This is a genomic window from Flavobacterium sp. (genome assembly GCF_044368995.1).
GTDB lineage: Bacteria > Bacteroidota > Bacteroidia > Flavobacteriales > Flavobacteriaceae > Flavobacterium.
This window is the reverse complement of sequence record NZ_JBIPMS010000032.1, coordinates 1-16,634: the sequence shown is the minus strand read 5'-3', so window position 1 is coordinate 16,634 and position 16,634 is coordinate 1. Positions and strand designations below refer to the sequence as shown.

The 16,634-nt window shown below is 30.7% G+C and carries 14 protein-coding genes; 5 read left to right on the top strand and 9 right to left on the bottom strand.

The features are described from left to right. From ACIQ2I_RS04000 to tsaD, 3 genes are all read right to left on the bottom strand, one after another. Positions 1-499: DUF4159 domain-containing protein (locus ACIQ2I_RS04000; RefSeq protein ID WP_396181141.1), on the bottom strand; the 499-nt coding region annotated here is incomplete at its 3' end. Continuing rightward, entirely contained in the window at positions 492-1,196 is a 705-nt protein-coding gene (locus tag ACIQ2I_RS03995; protein WP_396181140.1) for a 16S rRNA (uracil(1498)-N(3))-methyltransferase, read from the bottom strand. The genes ACIQ2I_RS04000 and ACIQ2I_RS03995, both read right to left, overlap by 8 nt. Before the next feature lie 4 nt (positions 1,197-1,200). Further along, positions 1,201-2,235: a tRNA (adenosine(37)-N6)-threonylcarbamoyltransferase complex transferase subunit TsaD gene (tsaD, locus tag ACIQ2I_RS03990; RefSeq protein WP_396181139.1), complete on the bottom strand. Its 1,035-nt coding sequence runs from the start codon at positions 2,233-2,235 to the stop codon at positions 1,201-1,203. Between the two features lie 125 nt (positions 2,236-2,360). Between tsaD and ACIQ2I_RS03985 the strand changes: the two genes are divergently transcribed. The 5 genes from ACIQ2I_RS03985 to nhaA all read left to right on the top strand — a co-directional run bounded on the left by ACIQ2I_RS03985 (position 2,361) and on the right by nhaA (position 11,304). Beyond that, positions 2,361-6,848, top strand: coding sequence for a translocation/assembly module TamB domain-containing protein (locus ACIQ2I_RS03985; protein WP_396181138.1), 4,488 nt, complete (start codon positions 2,361-2,363; stop codon positions 6,846-6,848). A 135-nt stretch (positions 6,849-6,983) separates the two neighbouring features. Beyond that, positions 6,984-7,970 carry a 6-phosphofructokinase gene (pfkA, locus tag ACIQ2I_RS03980; RefSeq protein ID WP_396181137.1) on the top strand — a complete coding sequence of 329 codons (987 nt, stop codon included), beginning with the start codon at positions 6,984-6,986 and terminating at the stop codon, positions 7,968-7,970. A gap of 92 nt (positions 7,971-8,062) precedes the next feature. Next, entirely contained in the window at positions 8,063-9,073 is a 1,011-nt protein-coding gene (gene gap / locus ACIQ2I_RS03975; RefSeq protein WP_396181136.1) for a type I glyceraldehyde-3-phosphate dehydrogenase, read from the top strand. Positions 9,074-9,160: 87 nt separating this feature from the next. Continuing rightward, positions 9,161-10,012 carry an N-acetylglucosamine kinase gene (locus ACIQ2I_RS03970; protein ID WP_396181135.1) on the top strand — a complete coding sequence of 284 codons (852 nt, stop codon included), beginning with the start codon at positions 9,161-9,163 and terminating at the stop codon, positions 10,010-10,012. 143 nt (positions 10,013-10,155) lie between these two features. After that, entirely contained in the window at positions 10,156-11,304 is a 1,149-nt protein-coding gene (nhaA, locus tag ACIQ2I_RS03965; RefSeq protein WP_396181134.1) for a Na+/H+ antiporter NhaA, read from the top strand. A gap of 2 nt (positions 11,305-11,306) precedes the next feature. Here nhaA and ACIQ2I_RS03960 read toward each other — a convergent pair whose 3' ends face one another. The 6 genes from ACIQ2I_RS03960 to ACIQ2I_RS03935 form a co-directional block, all read right to left on the bottom strand. Beyond that, complete coding sequence (locus tag ACIQ2I_RS03960) at positions 11,307-11,891, bottom strand: hypothetical protein (RefSeq protein WP_396181133.1); 585 nt, start codon at positions 11,889-11,891, stop codon at positions 11,307-11,309. A 2-nt stretch (positions 11,892-11,893) separates the two neighbouring features. Next, positions 11,894-13,069 carry a class I SAM-dependent methyltransferase gene (locus ACIQ2I_RS03955; RefSeq protein ID WP_396181132.1) on the bottom strand — a complete coding sequence of 392 codons (1,176 nt, stop codon included), beginning with the start codon at positions 13,067-13,069 and terminating at the stop codon, positions 11,894-11,896. Beyond that, positions 13,069-14,157: an AI-2E family transporter gene (locus ACIQ2I_RS03950; protein ID WP_396181131.1), complete on the bottom strand. Its 1,089-nt coding sequence runs from the start codon at positions 14,155-14,157 to the stop codon at positions 13,069-13,071. The genes ACIQ2I_RS03955 and ACIQ2I_RS03950 overlap by 1 nt, the downstream gene beginning before the upstream one ends. Positions 14,158-14,178: 21 nt before the next feature. After that, on the bottom strand, positions 14,179-15,375 hold the full coding sequence (locus ACIQ2I_RS03945; protein ID WP_396181130.1) for an alanine dehydrogenase: 1,197 nt from the start codon (positions 15,373-15,375) through the stop codon (positions 14,179-14,181). Positions 15,376-15,495: 120 nt separating this feature from the next. Continuing rightward, positions 15,496-15,912, bottom strand: coding sequence for a tRNA (adenosine(37)-N6)-threonylcarbamoyltransferase complex ATPase subunit type 1 TsaE (tsaE, locus tag ACIQ2I_RS03940; RefSeq protein WP_396181129.1), 417 nt, complete (start codon positions 15,910-15,912; stop codon positions 15,496-15,498). Positions 15,913-15,988: 76 nt separating this feature from the next. Beyond that, positions 15,989-16,634 (bottom strand): PglZ domain-containing protein (locus ACIQ2I_RS03935; protein WP_396181128.1); only part of this gene is annotated, 646 nt, incomplete at its 5' end.

Below are 16,634 nucleotides of genomic sequence, written 5' to 3'. Positions count from 1 at the left end.
TTTCAATAAAAATACCGAAAGCTTGCGGCTGTTTGTTGTCGTGTTCATGAATTTTTGGCAACCCGTTTGGAAAAGAATAAGGCGTTTGAAAAATAACATGAGTTTTTGGAATTTCAACCAAAGCTGCTTTTGGAAAAAGTTTTTTGATTTCTTTTCTAATGTATTCATCCATACCGTAATTGTCATCGATGTGTAAAAAACCGCCAGAATTTAAATAGTTTTGAAGATTTTTAACATCATTATTGCTAAATACAACATTTCCGTGACCGGTCATGTGAATAAATGGATATAAAAATATTTCAGCACTACCTACATCAACAGAAGTAACTTTTGTGCTTAATTTTGTATTGATATTTTGATTACAAAATTTCACTAAATTAGGCAAAGAAGTTGGATTGGCATACCAATCGCCACCGCCAGAATACTTTAAAACAGCAATATCTTGAGAAAATCCCAAATTCCAAAATAGTAAAATTCCAAAAGTTAAAAATTTATTCATTTTTAAGAGCAATTGTATGACAAGCTACTAATGCAGCTGTTTCGGTTCTTAATCTAGTATTTCCTAAAGTAACAGGAATGAAATTATTGTTTAATGCTAATTTGATTTCTTTAGTTGAAAAATCGCCTTCTGGACCAATTAAAATGGTTACATGTTTATCTGTTTCAATTTCTTTAGCAAATGATTTTTTATCCGTTTCTTCACAATGCGCGATAAATTTTTGACCAGAATGATTTTTTTTAAGAAATTCAGAAAATGTTATCGCCTCATTTATTTTTGGCAAATAATATTGATTGGATTGTTTTGTAGCAGCTTGAATAATTTTCTCGGCTCGGTCTATCTTAAATATTTTTCGTTCAGAATGTTCACAAATAATCGGCGTAATTTCATGAATACCAATTTCTGTGGCTTTTTCTAAAAACCATTCCATTCTGTCTAGCATTTTGGTAGGAGCAACTGCAATATGTGAGTAAAAATTAGTGGGTTTAAAAAAGTATTCTTCGATTATTTTTACTTCACATTTTTTTTCTAATCCTAAAATAATTTCAGATATAAATAAATACCCTAACCCATTAGTAATATGAATTTTATGACCTTCTTGTTTGCGTAAAACTTTAATAATATGTTTACTTTCTTCTTTATCAAAAGTAAACGTTTTATCACCAGATTTTATTTCGGAATTATAGAATAATTGCATAGTTTTAAAATTCAATTCTTGCTTTAGAAACCACATCAGATGTACTGAAATTCTCTTCTAAAAAATTATAATAACCCACAATTCCAATCATTGCAGCGTTGTCTGTTGTGTATTCAAACTTTGGAATAAACGTTTGCCATCCGTATTTTGTTTCCGCTTCTTTTAATGTATTTCTTATTCCTGAATTAGCAGATACCCCGCCACCAATTGTGATTCTTGTAATTCCGGTTTCGGTTACTGCTAATTTTAGTTTATCCATTAAAATTTCAATAATGGTATATTGTATGGATGCACAAATGTCAGTTAAATTTTCAGTAATAAAATGTTCATTTTCAGCTGTTTTTTTCTGAATGAAATATAAAATTTGGGTTTTGAGTCCACTAAAACTAAAGTTTAAACCCGCAACTTTTGGTTTGGTAAAAGCAAATGCTTTTGGGTTGCCTGATTGGGCATATTTATCAACCAAAGGTCCACCAGGATAGGGAAGACCTAAAATTTTAGCACTTTTGTCAAATGCTTCCCCCACGGCATCATCTGTGGTTTCACCAATAATTTCCATTTCAAAAAAACTAACAACCTTTACTATTTGAGTATGACCACCGGAAATGGTTAAAGCAATAAATGGAAAATTTGGTTTTTCGTAGCCTTCTTCATCAATAAAATGTGCTAAAATATGAGCCTTCATATGGTTTATGGCTATTAAAGGAATGTCTAAACCAAGACTTAACGACTTAGCAAAACTACCACCAACTAAAAGAGAACCCATAAGTCCTGGACCTTGTGTAAATGCAATGCAATTTATGTCTTCTTTTCTAATTCCAGCTTTTTGAATAGCCATTTCTACTACTGGAACAATATTTTGTTGGTGTGCTCTTGAAGCCAGTTCGGGAACCACACCGCCATATTCTTCATGAACTTTTTGTCCCGCCACAATGTTAGACAGCACTTTGTCATTACGCAAAACAGCCGCAGAGGTATCATCGCAAGAGCTTTCAATGGCTAAAGTGTAAATATTTTTAGGATTTGTGATACTGGGCATGAATTTTGGTATAAAAGTATTGTAAATGTCTTACAAAATTGCTTATTTTTGTTGCTATAAGCAAATAAAAATAGGTTTGTTTTGCAAAATTAAATAAATTAAATATTAAATCAATAAAAAAAATAGTGGTTCGTTCCTTAGTTGGGATGTTGCTTTTTGTGCTTTTAGTAGCCATTCTATTGGCCTTGCCTGTTGTGCAAACAAGGTTAGGGAAATACGCTACGGATTGGTTAAAAGCTGAATACAATATTGCTTTAACCATTGAAAAAGTAGCGATTAATCCTTTTGGTGGGGTCAAATTAAAAGGTGTTTTAGCTAAGGATCATCATAATGATACGTTGTTTCATTTTAACCGAATTCATACCTCAATTTTAAGTTATAAAAAATTATACGAAAAGGGACATCCTTATCTAGGCGATTTACAAGCTGATGGTTTGAATCTAAAAATCATTCAATACAAAGGCGAAAAAGAAACTAATTTAGATAAATTTGTAGCTGCTTTTGATGAAAATCCTCCAAAACCTACTACTGGAAAATTCAGATTAAAAATCAACTCAATTTCGCTACAAAATGGCCATTTTAGATATATTGACAAAAATTTAGAAAAACCTAAACTGCTAGATTTTACTAATCTTAATGGGCAATTGGATGACTTTTATGTGAAAGGCGCAAACGTATTTGCCTATGTTTATAAAATGTCATTTAAAGACCATAGAGGTTTGATAATGAAAAATTTAACTTCAGATTTTACCTATACCAAAAACAATATTTTATTAAACGAATTGGTTTTAGAAACGGAAAATTCTTCGTTTAAAGGAAAAACAGAATTACGTTACAACAGAAAAGATTTCAAAGATTTTAATAACAAAGTAATCTTTGATTTAGATATCAAAGAAGGTAAAATATCTAGTAGCGACTTAAATTTCTTCTATCCAGAATTTGGAAAAAATCAAAAATTTTATATCGATTCTCATATTTTAGGAACTTTAAATGATTTGAAATTTAATAACTTAAAGTTTAATGATTTAAATGATAACGAAGTTGTTGGAAATCTTCAGTTGAAAAATCTTTTCGGTAAAGGCGACCAGAAATTTTATCTGAAAGGAAGTTTCGACAGGTTAACAGCTAGTCAGTCTAGTATCAGTAAAGTTTTGCCAAATCTTTTAGGAAAAAACTTGCCAAAGCAATTGCAAAAACTTGGCCGTGTTGCTGTAAAAGGAAAAGTGGAACTTACCGAAAAATGGATTATTGCAAATGTAGATTTGTTTTCAAAATTAGGTCGTGCCATGGGCGATTTAAAAATGGATAAAATAAATACTATTGACCGTGCTACATATATAGGAAAATTCCAGTTAGATAATTTTAATATAGGTGCCTTCTTAGATGAAAAAGATTTGGGATATACCTCTGTAGTATTTGATATTAATGGAACAGGGTTTTCTAAAAAATATTTAAATACAAAACTAAAGGGAAATATTGGTCAATTTAGATACAATGGGTATTCGTATAAAAATATTGATGTAGATGGAACTATGAAAATGCCCTATTTTAAAGGACATTTCCATAGTAAAGATCCAAATTTATTGTTAACTTTTGATGGTTTAGTAGATTTAAGTAAGAGAAAAAAAATATATGATTTTGATATTGAAATTGAATATGCTAATCTTAAAAAAATATATTTATATACTAAAGATGCTACTTCAATCATAGCAGGTTCTATAGTGATGCAGGCACAAGGCAACTCTTTAGATGATTTAGCAGGTACCATAAATTTAGAGAATATTTCCTACATCAACCCGAAAAATAAGTATTTTTTCGATTCGGCTGCTGTTTATTCATCGTTTGATAATCAAAACATCAGAACAGTCTCTTTTCATTCTCATGATATTATTGAAGGTCAAGTAGTAGGTAAATATCAAACCAAGCAAATTAAAAAACTTGTTGAAAATGCTGTGGGTAGTTTGTATGCAAATTATTCACCACATAAATTATCCAAAAATCAATTTTTAGATTTCGATTTTACAGTTTATAATACAGTTTTAGAAGTATTTTATCCAGAAGTTTCAATTGGAGAAAATACCCGATTAAAAGGAAAAATAAATGCAGATGAAGGCTTGTTTCAATTTGACTTTAATTCTCCATTTGTCAAAGCATTTGAGAATAAATTTAACGGTATAAAAATTGATATTAACAACAAAAATCCTTTATATAATGCATATATTGAATTAGATAGTTTAAATACTGAAAACTATAAAGTATCAGATTTTAGTTTAATAAATTTAACAGTAAACGATACATTATTTGCTAGAACTGAATTTAAAGGCGGCGAAAAAGGAGAAGATAAATTTGATTTAAACTTATATCACACTATAGATGAAAATAAGCAATCTATAGTTGGATTTAAAAAGTCAGATATTACATTTAAAAATTTCCAATGGTTTATTAACGAAAAGGAAACAACTGAAAACACTATTGTTTTTGATAAGCAGTTTAAAAACTTTAATTTCAATCAATTAACCTTGTCTCACAATGATCAATATATTGACTTTAATGGGGAAATGAAAGGGGACACCTATAAAGATTTTAATTTTACGTTTAATGATGTTGATATTTCTAAAATTACACCCGATGTTAAGAATTTAAGTCTTGAAGGTAAGTTAAATGGGAATTTAAAATACAAGCAAGATAACCTAATATACGAACCATCAACAAATTTAACTATTGACGGTTTAGCACTAAATGATAGTAAATTAGGAAATTTAAATTTAAAAGTTTTTGGAGATGAAACATTTAAAATATTTAATGTCGATGCTTCTATAATTAATGAAAATGAAGAAACTTTTTTAACAACAGGAACTGTAGATTTTGTTAACAATCAGACCTTTTTAAACTTAGAGACTGTTATTGAAAACTTTAATATTAAACCCTTAGGTGGCTTTTTAACCGGTGTTTTAGATAATGTACGCGGATTGGCTAAAGGTAAAATTAATATTGTTGGAACTTTTGATACTCCGGTAGTAGATGGCGTTTTATATTTAAATGATGCGGGTTTACGTGTACCTTATTTAAATATTGATTATGATTTCGATAAAAATTCAAAAATTGATTTAACTCAAGAAAAAATTATTTTTAGAGATATTGATATTATTGATGTAAATGAAAAAACCAAAGGAGTTTTAAGTGGCACAATTTCTCACGAAAAGTTTGGAAATTGGGAAATGGATTTAAAAATAGCATCTGATAAACTTTTAGTTTTAGATACAAAAGATGCAGATGATGCTTATTATTTTGGAAAAGCTTATTTTGATGGTTTTGTCACTATTGATGGTCCTGTAGAAGCTTTAGTTATAAATGCAGAAGGCGAAAGTGCGAAAGGAACTTCGATTAAAATTCCTGTTAACGATTCGGAAAGCGTTAGCGAGAATGGATTGGTTCATTTTATTACAAAAGAAGAAAAATTTGGAATAAAAAACAGTATAAACAAATCAACCAAAACCTATAGAGGAATCGATTTGAATTTTAATTTTGCCATTACACCAAATGCAGAAATTGAAGTAATTTTAAATCGGGAAACGGGACATTCTATGAAAGGAACGGGAAACGGATCGATGTTTATGAACATCAATACCTTAGGTAAATTTCAAATGACGGGTGACTTCATCGTCAATAAAGGAGAATATTTATTTAGATATGGGAGTTTAATTGATAAGAAATTTAGTGTAAAAAACGGAGGAACAATTAGTTGGGATGGTGATCCATTGGGTGCTAAGTTAAATTTAGAAGCAGTGTACGCTTCACAAGCAAATCCAAATGTATTATTAGAGAATACAGCTTTCAATAAAAAAATTCCTACGGAGGTTAGTATTTTTATTACTGGCGAATTAAATGCACCTCAATCCGATTTTAACATCAATTTCCCAAATGTAAGTTCAGTTTTAAAAAGTGATTTGGATTATAAATTACAAGACAAAGACAGAAGACAACAACAAGCATTTGCATTGTTAGCCACAGGAGGTTTTTTTGCGGATAAGGAAACCAACTATTTTGGTTCTTTATTTGAAAAGGCAAATAGTATTTTTGGAGACGTGTTATCTGATGGTGAGAACAAATTCAAACTTATCTTTGATTATCAAATAGGGAATAGACAACAAGAAATTTCAGACAGAGCGCTAGTAACATTAACTACTCAAATTAATGATAGAATTAGCATTAATGGAAATGTAGGTGTTCCGGTGGGCGGTATCAACCAATCGTATGTTGTAGGAAATGTAGAAGTAGAAATGCGTTTAAATACAGATGGTACATTAACCGCACACGTATTTAATAGAGAAAACGATTTAAATTCTAATACTATTGGTCAGAACATTGGCTACACGCAAGGTATAGGATTATCATATCGGGTAGATTTTGATGATTTTAAAGAGTTGTTACAAAAATTATTTAAATCTCAAAACCAGAAAGATAGTTCAAATAAACCTATAAAAGAATCCGACGATTCGGAAACCGATCCTGAGTTTATTAACTTCATTGAAGAAACAAAAAAACGACAAATAAAAGAAGAAAAAAAGGCAGATCCTAAGAACCGAGTTCCAGATATTAATGATGTAAATTAACTCATGAATTTCTGTTAAATTTTGTAAATTTATTAACGAAAACGTTTGAAAATAACAAAATGATAAAAAATAAGTGGTTTTTTAGGATTATAAGTAATTTCCTTTGTTAATTTTACAAACAATATAACAATTAGTATGTCAACAGCTATTAAGAAAATTGGAGTATTAACTTCAGGAGGAGATTCTCCAGGTATGAATGCAGCTATTAGAGCCGTTGTTCGTGCTTGTGCTTATTATAATATTGAGTGTGTTGGAATTTATCGTGGCTATCAAGGTATGATTGAAGGCGATATTAAACCTATGGGTCCACGTGATGTGAAAAACATCATTAACAAAGGTGGAACTATTTTAAAAACAGCGCGTTCAAAAGATTTTATGACTGTTGAAGGAAGAAAAAAAGCTTATGATAATTTAAAAGCCAATGGTGTAGATTCACTAGTAGTTATTGGTGGTGATGGAACGTTTACAGGTGCAGAAAAGTTTAATGAAGAATTCGGTTTTTCTGTAATTGGAATTCCAGGGACAATTGATAATGATATTTTTGGAACCAGTCATACTTTAGGATATGATACCGCATTGAATACAGTTGTTGATTGTATTGATAAAATTCGTGATACAGCCAATTCACACAACCGATTATTCTTTGTAGAAGTAATGGGTAGAGATGCTGGACATATTGCGTTGAATGCTGGAATTGGAGCAGGAGCAGAAGAAATTTTAATTCCAGAAGAGGCTTTTGGTTTAGACCGATTGGTAGATTCTTTGAAAAAAAGTAAAGAATCAGGAAAAACATCAAGTATAGTTGTAGTTTCTGAAGGCGATAAAATAGGTAAAAATGTATTTGAGCTGAAAGATTTCGTAGAAGAAAACATGCCAGAATATGACGTACGTGTTTCTGTATTAGGTCACATGCAACGTGGTGGTGCACCATCATGTTTTGATAGGGTTTTAGCTTCTCGATTAGGAGTAAAAGCAGTGGAAAGTTTATTAGAAGGTAAATCTAATTATATGGTTGGAATACAATACGACAAAATTTGTCTAACACCATTAGAACAAGCCATTAAAGGACAAAGTGAGATTGATTTAGAACTAGTAAAAGTTTCAGATATCGTTTCATCATAAAGTAATAACGAAAATATATTCCAACGGAATATAAAATTTATAATCATTAACTAACAAAAAGATTCCTTTAGGAATAAAATATTTAAAAGAATATGTCAACAGTAAAATTAGGAATTAACGGATTTGGTAGAATTGGTAGAATTGTTTTTAGAGAAACATACAACAGAGATAATGTAGAGGTTGCAGCTATTAACGATTTATTAGATGTAGATCATTTGGCTTATTTATTAAAATATGACTCAGTACATGGTCGTTTTAATGGAAAAGTAGAAGTAAAAGAAGGAAAATTATACGTTAACGATAAATATATTCGTGTCACTGCAGAAAGAGATCCTGCTCAAATTAAATGGGATGAAGCGGGAATAAACGCAGATGTAGTAGCGGAATGTACAGGATTTTTCACAACTAAGGAAACAGCAAATGCTCATATTGTCGGTGGTGCAAAAAAAGTAATTATATCAGCACCTTCCGCAGACGCTCCAATGTTTGTAATGGGTGTAAATCATGAAAAAGCAACTGCTTCGGATACTGTAGTTTCTAATGCGTCATGTACTACCAACTGTTTGGCTCCATTGGCTAAAGTAATTCATGATAATTTCGGAATTGTAGAAGGTTTAATGACAACTGTTCATGCTTCTACTTCAACTCAAATGGTTGCCGATGGTCCTTCAAGAAAAGATTGGAGAGGTGGACGTGCGGCTTCGGTAAATATTATTCCATCTTCAACAGGAGCTGCAAAGGCAGTAGGACAAGTTATTCCAGATTTAAATGGAAAATTAACAGGAATGTCTATGCGTGTGCCAACTGTTGATGTTTCTGTGGTAGATTTAACTGTAAAATTAGCTAAAGAAACTACTTATGAAGAAATTATGAGTGTATTGAAACATGCTTCTGAAACTTCTATGAAAGGTATTTTAGGATACACAGAAGACTTGGTAGTTTCTCAAGATTTCGTCTCAGATACACGTACTTCAATTGTAGATGCTAATGCAGGAATTGGTTTAAACTCAACTTTCTTTAAATTGGTTTCTTGGTACGATAATGAATACGGATATTCATCTAAATTAATCGATTTAGCTGTTCATATCAATGCTATAAAATAAAAATAAAATAAATATTTGAGCATAGAGAATAGCACTCAAAAATCTATTCTCTATACTCTATATTCTATACTCTATATTCTAAAAATCATGAAATTACTCGTAGACAGTGGTTCCACTAAAGCAGATTGGATTGCCATAGACACAAACGGGAAAGTATTATTTACCACTCAATCTTTAGGATTAAATCCTGAAGTCTTAACAAAGGAAGAAATAATTGCTCGTTTGGATGATAAATTTGATATCTCCCATAACAAAGAAAAAGCCGCTCATTTATTCTTTTATGGTGCAGGATGTGGAACAGATAGAATGAAAAACTTTTTAACAGCAGTTTTTCAAGAATATTTTAAAAACGCCTCTGTCGCTGTTTTCGAAGATACCTATGCTGCTGTATTTGCTACGACACCTAAAAACCAAAAAGCAATTGTTTGTATTTTAGGAACAGGATCAAATTGTAGTTATTTTGATGGACTTGTTTTACATCAAAAAGTACAATCATTGGGCTATATTGCTATGGATGATTGTAGTGGAAACCGTTTTGGTCGTCATTTATTACGAGGCTATTATTTTAATAAAATGCCCGCAAATTTGGCTAAAGAATTTGAAAAAGAATTTAATGTAGAACCAGATGCGGTTAAAGAAAATTTATATAAAAAACCAAATCCAAATGCTTATTTGGCCACGTATGCAAAGTTTTTAATTAAACATAAAAATACCGATTTTTGTAAGAAGCATATTAGAGAAGAATTGGTTTCTTTTGTTGAAAATTATATCATGCAGTTTGAAAATTATAAAGAAGTACCTGTTCACTTTGTAGGTTCTATCGCTTTTTACTTAAAAGAAGAATTAGAAACTGTTTTAAACGAATACGGAATCAAAATAGGAAATGTATTAAGACGTCCAATAGATGGATTAATAGAATTTCATGTCGCTAATAGTTAATAAATATTAGCAAAAGTTAATTTGTTTTAAAAGCCCGAGTAGTGAAAGTTACTTGGGCTTTTTGTGTTTTAGTGATATGATTTCGATTATCTACTATTCTATGCGAGTAAAATTGAGTATTTTTGCAGTATAAAAAGCAAAGAATGAAAGTAACACAATTATTTAAAGATTTTTTTGAAAGTGAAAAACTAGGTGGTTTGGTATTATTGGTTTGCACAATAGTTTCCTTAGTACTAGCAAATTCTGTATTTGGCGAAAGTTATCATCATTTTTGGTTAATTGAATTTTCAGGAAAATCTCTAGAATATTGGATAAACGATGGCTTAATGACCATTTTCTTTTTATTAATTGGATTAGAATTAGAACGAGAAATTTATCAAGGCGAATTGTCTAATATAAAAGACGCATTATTGCCCATATTTGCAGCTGTCGGAGGAATGGTAGTTCCTGCTGTTATATTTTTAGCATTTAATTTTGGTACACCTACACAATCTGGATCAGGAATACCAATGGCAACAGATATTGCTTTTGCTATCGGAATTTTATCTTTATTAGGTAATAGAGTACCATTATCATTGAAAATATTTTTAACCGCTTTAGCCGTTATTGACGATTTAGGTGCCATATTAATTATCGCCATTTTTTATACGAAAACCATTTTATGGAGCAATTTAGCCATCGCTTTAGGCATATTTGTATTCCTTTATGTTTTGGGTAAATATTTTAAAGTTAAAAACTTACTTCCTTATTTAATTGGTGGGGTTTTTATGTGGTATTTTATGCTGCATTCTGGTGTACACGCTACAATCACAGGTGTACTATTAGCTTTTGCTATTCCGTTTGGAAATGGGGGTAACAAATCTACATCATACATTTTGCAACATATTTTACATAAACCTGTCGCATTTATAATCTTGCCTATTTTTGCTTTGGCAAATACAGCAATTCTAATGAATGGTAATTTAGCAGAAGTTGTAACAGAAAACTACAGTTTAGGTGTAGCCTTGGGCTTAGTTGTAGGAAAACCATTAGGTATTTTTATACTTACTTTTTTGGTTGTAAAAATAGGTTGGTGCCAACTTCCAAATGATATGAATTGGAAATCTATTTTAGGCGTTGGATTTTTAGGCGGAATTGGCTTTACGATGTCTATATTTATTACACTTTTAGCGTTTGATAACCCGGTAATTATTAATAATGCCAAATTAATAATTGTACTTTCCTCTTTAATTGCAGGAATAATTGGTTTTGTATTCTTAAAAGCGACTTTAAAAGCAACTCAAGAAGCTTAAGTTTACTTGATACCCAAACACTTAATGAAATTGATAAAATAAGAATCTGGATTAGATTTTTCTTTATAAATCTCGGAGTTTAATTCTGGTTTTATTACAAAATCTACATCACCTGTTGCAGCTGCAATTTTAATTAAATACACTTTAGACGTTTTTAAATCTTCAAAATTTTCGGGTGTAAAATAAAAGAAACCAGTTAAAATTCGTAAATTATTTTTATTAACCGCATCATATTGTAAGTCATTACACGTTTCAGTATCTGATGAATTGATAAGTTTTACTTGTTTACCATTAGCCATCTCTAAAAATATTTTAGTGCTTTTGTCAATACAAATTGGGGTTAAGAAGTCTTTGCTTTTTTGTAAATATTGAAAGTTTAATCCTACAAAACCATCTACATTAAAAAGTTTAAAAGTTAAAAATGAAGTGGTATTTCCAAACACATTTTCGTCAATAATTTTTTCTTTTAAAACACGGGTGCTACTGGTGTCAGTCACTACATCAATATCATATTCACATGGTTTTTCCTGAGAAAACGAAAATTGGGTTAAAAAAAGTAAAACAGTTATTTTTAAAGCTAATTTCATATCTAAATTTTTGTGCAAATTAATACAATTTTTTCGTTATTTATGTTGGTGGTAAAAAAAGCATAAACAGTGCCACCATCTTCAATTTTATATTTTTTCCTAATTTCTTCAACAGTTAAAGGGAAATTACGAGTTGTAATATTCATCTTCTTACCTTCAAGATGCTTTTTAAGATGCTCTTTGTTAAACGGAATCACTTCATTAATGATAAATCTTCTTCCTGGAAAATCTATTAATTCTATATGCGTAAATAAATGCGAATGCGGATGTAATTTAGAAATATGCAGCACATCGCACAAATAATCTACCCCACCAGATTTTAGTAAAGGCGCATTAGGTTCATATAAAAATTCTTGTGGTAAACTAAAGCTAGCCGGCGAATGTTCTCCCAGAGTAAATATATTGGTGTCTGTTTTTTCTTTTTGAATATTAACCGCATGTACTTCAATTTCTCCCGAATAGTCTTTTTCTAAAATCCATAAAAGTTCTTTTGCTTCGTTTTCAACGGCTACGATATGAATGGCTTTTATGTTTTCCAATTCCATGCAACCTGCAGTTATGTCTAATATTGGCGCGGTTTTTATTAAAATGTAATTACTTTTAGAAAAGTAGAATTTTAAATTTTCTGAAACATTTGGCAAACAATCTTTAAGTAAAAAAACTTTTCCTTTTACATCACTTCTTCTGCTAGGATCTATATAAATCCAGTCGAATTTTTTGCCAGATTGCAGTAAAACATCAGTGCTGTTTTGCGCCAAACAACTAATGTTTTTTACGTTTAATACATCATAATTATGTTGCACCATTTCTGATAGTACTACGTTTCTTTCACAATGAATGACACGCTCAAATTTTTTCGAAAAAAAATAATCATCCACGCCAAAACCACCGGTTAAGTCAATCAGTGAGGTGCCAGAAATTAATTCAGATTTGTATTTGGCAGTAATCTCAGAAGAGGCTTGCTCTATCGAAATACTTGGCGGATAGTAAATGTTATCTGTGTTAAACCAAGTTGGAAGTTTATGTTGCGATTTGTTTTTAGATACGATTTGATTGATAATTTCTTTCCAATCTACTTCAGGAAAAGGGTTTTTGGATAGCGCTAATTTTGAAATATTGGCTTGTAAAGACGCAGTAATAAATTCTTGAATATCAGAGGCTAGAAGTGAAAGTTGCATTATAAACCTTTGGTTACTATTTGAATAAAAGTACTTTTAGGATAAAACTCTTTAAGTACCACTTTTATTGCAGTATAAATAGGAATAGCAATAATCATACCCAATATCCCTAAAAGTGTACCTGAAATTAGAATTACTAAAAAAATTTCTAAAGGATGCGAATTGGTACTTTTAGAAAAAATAATGGGCTGACTTACATTATTATCAATAAGTTGTACAATAAAATAACCAATGATAACATATAAAGTGGTTGGTAATACTACCAATTGAAAATCTTCGTGAATATGCCCTAACATAGTTAAAAAAGCGGTCATTACTAAGGCTATTATAGGTCCGATATACGGAATGATGTTTAAAATAGCACCTAAAAACGCTATAATAAACGCATTTTCTACACCAAAAATCAATAATACAATTAAGTACATTACAAACACCAGTAAAAGCTGTATTAATAAGCCAATGGTATATTTAGATAACATATTTTTTATACGCAAAAGCGAAGCTAAAATTCGCCATCTGTGGTTAGCGGGTAATACAGCACGTAAATTTGTTGTAATTAGTTTTTGATCTTTTAATAAGAAGAAACAAATAAAAAATATCGAAAAAATAGCCATACCAAAATTTCCTATTGAACCAATTATCGAATTTAATATATCAGTAATAAAATTAAAATTAAACGATTGTGTAATTTTTTGAATGTCTATTAATTTTTTATACTGAATGTCATAGGTTTGCAACCAAACATCTACTTGATTGAGGAATAACGTAGCATTTTTTTCTAAAGCTTCTATATCTAATAATGATAAATTTTTACTCTGACTAACTATTAAAGGTACAAACAATAACAAAATACCAAATGCTAATACAATAAACAGCGTTAAAGACACAATAATGGCTAAAATAGGAGGAAAGCGTAACTTTTTTTGTAAAAAATCAGAAATAGTTTGTGCCAAAAAACTTAATAAAATAGCTACAATAACATAAATTAGTACAGACGAAATTACTCCAATAATATAGCCCAAAAACACAATGCCTGCAAGAATAAACAGCGTCCGAAGTAAAGCATTAGAAATGTTTTTAGATGTCATTTTGTAATTGGTAATTGTGAATTAAAAAACAATTAAATTGATGTCTCTATCCTCTAATTGAAACCAATCTGCTATAGATTTATTGGTTAAAATACCGTGGTAAAAATAAATACCATTTTTCAATCCACTATTGCAACGTATGGCGGCTTCAATTCCGCCGTCTTCAGCAATATTTATTAGTATAGGTGTTAAGATATTACTAATTGAAATACTTGCCGTTTTAGAATACCGTGAAGGAATATTCGGTACACAATAATGAATGACATTGTTTTTTACAAACGTAGGATTTTCATGTGTGGTAATTTCTGAGGTTTCAAAACAACCACCAGAATCTATGCTAACATCTACAACAACGGCACCTTTTTTCATGTGTTCAACCATTGTTTCTGTAACTACAACGGGTGTTCTGTTTTCCCCTTTTAAGGCGCCAATGGCCACATCGCATCTTCGTAATGCCTTTAAAAGGGCTTTATCATGAATGGTAGAAGTAAATATTCTTTGGTTTAAAGTATTTTGTAATCGTCGCAATTTGGTGATAGAATTGTCAAATACTTTTACGTTTGCGCCCAAACTCAATGCGGTTCTAACTGCATATTCGGCAACAGTACCTGCACCTAAAATGACAATTTCTGTAGGAGGAACTCCTGTGATATTTCCTAATAGCAATCCTTTTCCATCGTTGTTATTAATCATTAATTCGGCAGCAATTAAAACCGAAGCAGTTCCTGCAATTTCACTTAATGATTTCACAGCTGGATAAGAACCATCGCTGTCTTTAATAAATTCAAACGCTAATGAGGTAATTTTCTTTTTGGCTAAAGCTTCAAAATAATCCTTTTTCTGCGTTTTTAATTGAATGGCCGAAATCAGAATGGCTTCTAAATTCATCATTTCTATTTCTTCTAAAGTAGGCGGTTCTACTTTTAATATAATTGGGCAAGAAAATACTTTTTTGGTGTCTTTTGTTACTTCTGCGCCAGCATCTGCATATTCTTTATCTGAAAAACTGGCGTTTTTACCCGCATCACTTTCAATCATCACACGGTGTCCATGACTTACTAACGAACTCACAGCATCTGGGGTTAAACAAATACGACGTTCTTGATAAGATGTTTCTTTAGGAATTCCTATAAACAAGTCACTTTTGTGTTTGCCAATTTCTAATTTTTCTTCTTGTGGAAGCAATTGTTTGGCTGAAAATGGAGTATAGATTGACATACTTGTTTTGATTTTGTAGCCAAATTAAGTAATTTTCTATTAAGTTACAAGTGTATAGACATAAAGTCGTAAAGATTTTACAAGAATAATAAAAAAAAAGGTTCATTAAACCTATGAAAATTAATCATTTTTTAACAACAATTCTCTTTTGCCATTGGGTAGCGTTCTCATTACAATAGACGCATGGTCGAATGGTAGTAAGTGCGGTACTTTTTCTGGCCATTCAATAAAACACCAATTTCCAGAATAAAAATACTCGTCAATTCCCATGTCGTAAGCTTCCATTTCAGTGTTTAATCGATAAAAATCGAAATGATAAATGGTTTCACCCGTTTTAGATTGATACTCGTTAACCAATGAAAAAGTGGGGCTGCTTGAATTTCCTGTAACCCCTAATTCTTTTACTATTTCCTTAATTAAAGTAGTCTTACCAACGCCCATAGTGGCATGAAAAGTAATTACTTTTTTTAAACTCGGTGTAGCTAATATGTATTTGGCTACTTTGTTTATGTCTTCTAAGGTAAATGTTGCGATCATTTTTTCTTTTTTAAGAGAATAGAAAATATAAAATGGACTATTACTTTCGAACAAATTCTATACTCTATATTCTCAATTACTTTGGATTCAAAACTATACACGGAATAATCATTTCTTCTAATGAAATACCGCCGTGTTGGTAGGTGTTTCGGTAATAACTAACATAATGGTTGAAATTATTTACGTAAGCTAAAAAATAATCGCTCTTTGCAAAAATATAAGAACTTGTCATATTTATGCTAGGTAAACCAATTTTTTTAGGATCTTTTACGGCATATACCTCTTTGTCCTCGTAAGTTAAGCTTCTACCAGTTTTGTAACGTAAGTTTAAACTGGTGTTTTTATCGCCAATAACTTTCGAAGGATTTTTACAATTAATAGTCCCGTGGTCGGTAGTAATAATTAGTTTAAAACCCATTTGTTGTGCTTGCTGAATCATTTCTAACAATGGCGAATTTTTAAACCAGCTCAGCGTTAAAGACCGATAAGCTTTATCATTAGACGCCAATTCTTTCACCACATCCATTTCGGTTTTTGCGTGCGATAACATATCTACAAAATTGTACACAATAGTAGTTAAATCATTGTTTTTACAAGATTTAAAGTTGTCTACAAGTTTTTTTCCGTCGCGTAAATTAGTAATTTTATAGTATTCGCTTTTAATGTTTAAACCCAAATGTTTCAATTGTTCGTTTAAAAAATCAGCTTCGTGCATATTTTTT

Bases quoted from the DNA above. Each gene is read 5' to 3' on its own strand.
- ACIQ2I_RS03995 (WP_396181140.1), bottom strand. From the start codon at position 1,196: ATGCAATTATTCTATAATTCCGAAATAAAATCTGGTGATAAAACGTTT.
- tsaD (WP_396181139.1), bottom strand. From the start codon at position 2,235: ATGCCCAGTATCACAAATCCTAAAAATATTTACACTTTAGCCATTGAA.
- pfkA (WP_396181137.1), top strand. From the start codon at position 6,984: ATGTCAACAGCTATTAAGAAAATTGGAGTATTAACTTCAGGAGGAGAT.
- gap (WP_396181136.1), top strand. From the start codon at position 8,063: ATGTCAACAGTAAAATTAGGAATTAACGGATTTGGTAGAATTGGTAGA.
- ACIQ2I_RS03970 (WP_396181135.1), top strand. From the start codon at position 9,161: ATGAAATTACTCGTAGACAGTGGTTCCACTAAAGCAGATTGGATTGCC.
- nhaA (WP_396181134.1), top strand. From the start codon at position 10,156: ATGAAAGTAACACAATTATTTAAAGATTTTTTTGAAAGTGAAAAACTA.
- ACIQ2I_RS03960 (WP_396181133.1), bottom strand. From the start codon at position 11,891: ATGAAATTAGCTTTAAAAATAACTGTTTTACTTTTTTTAACCCAATTT.
- ACIQ2I_RS03955 (WP_396181132.1), bottom strand. From the start codon at position 13,069: ATGCAACTTTCACTTCTAGCCTCTGATATTCAAGAATTTATTACTGCG.
- ACIQ2I_RS03950 (WP_396181131.1), bottom strand. From the start codon at position 14,157: ATGACATCTAAAAACATTTCTAATGCTTTACTTCGGACGCTGTTTATT.
- ACIQ2I_RS03945 (WP_396181130.1), bottom strand. From the start codon at position 15,375: ATGTCAATCTATACTCCATTTTCAGCCAAACAATTGCTTCCACAAGAA.
- tsaE (WP_396181129.1), bottom strand. From the start codon at position 15,912: ATGATCGCAACATTTACCTTAGAAGACATAAACAAAGTAGCCAAATAC.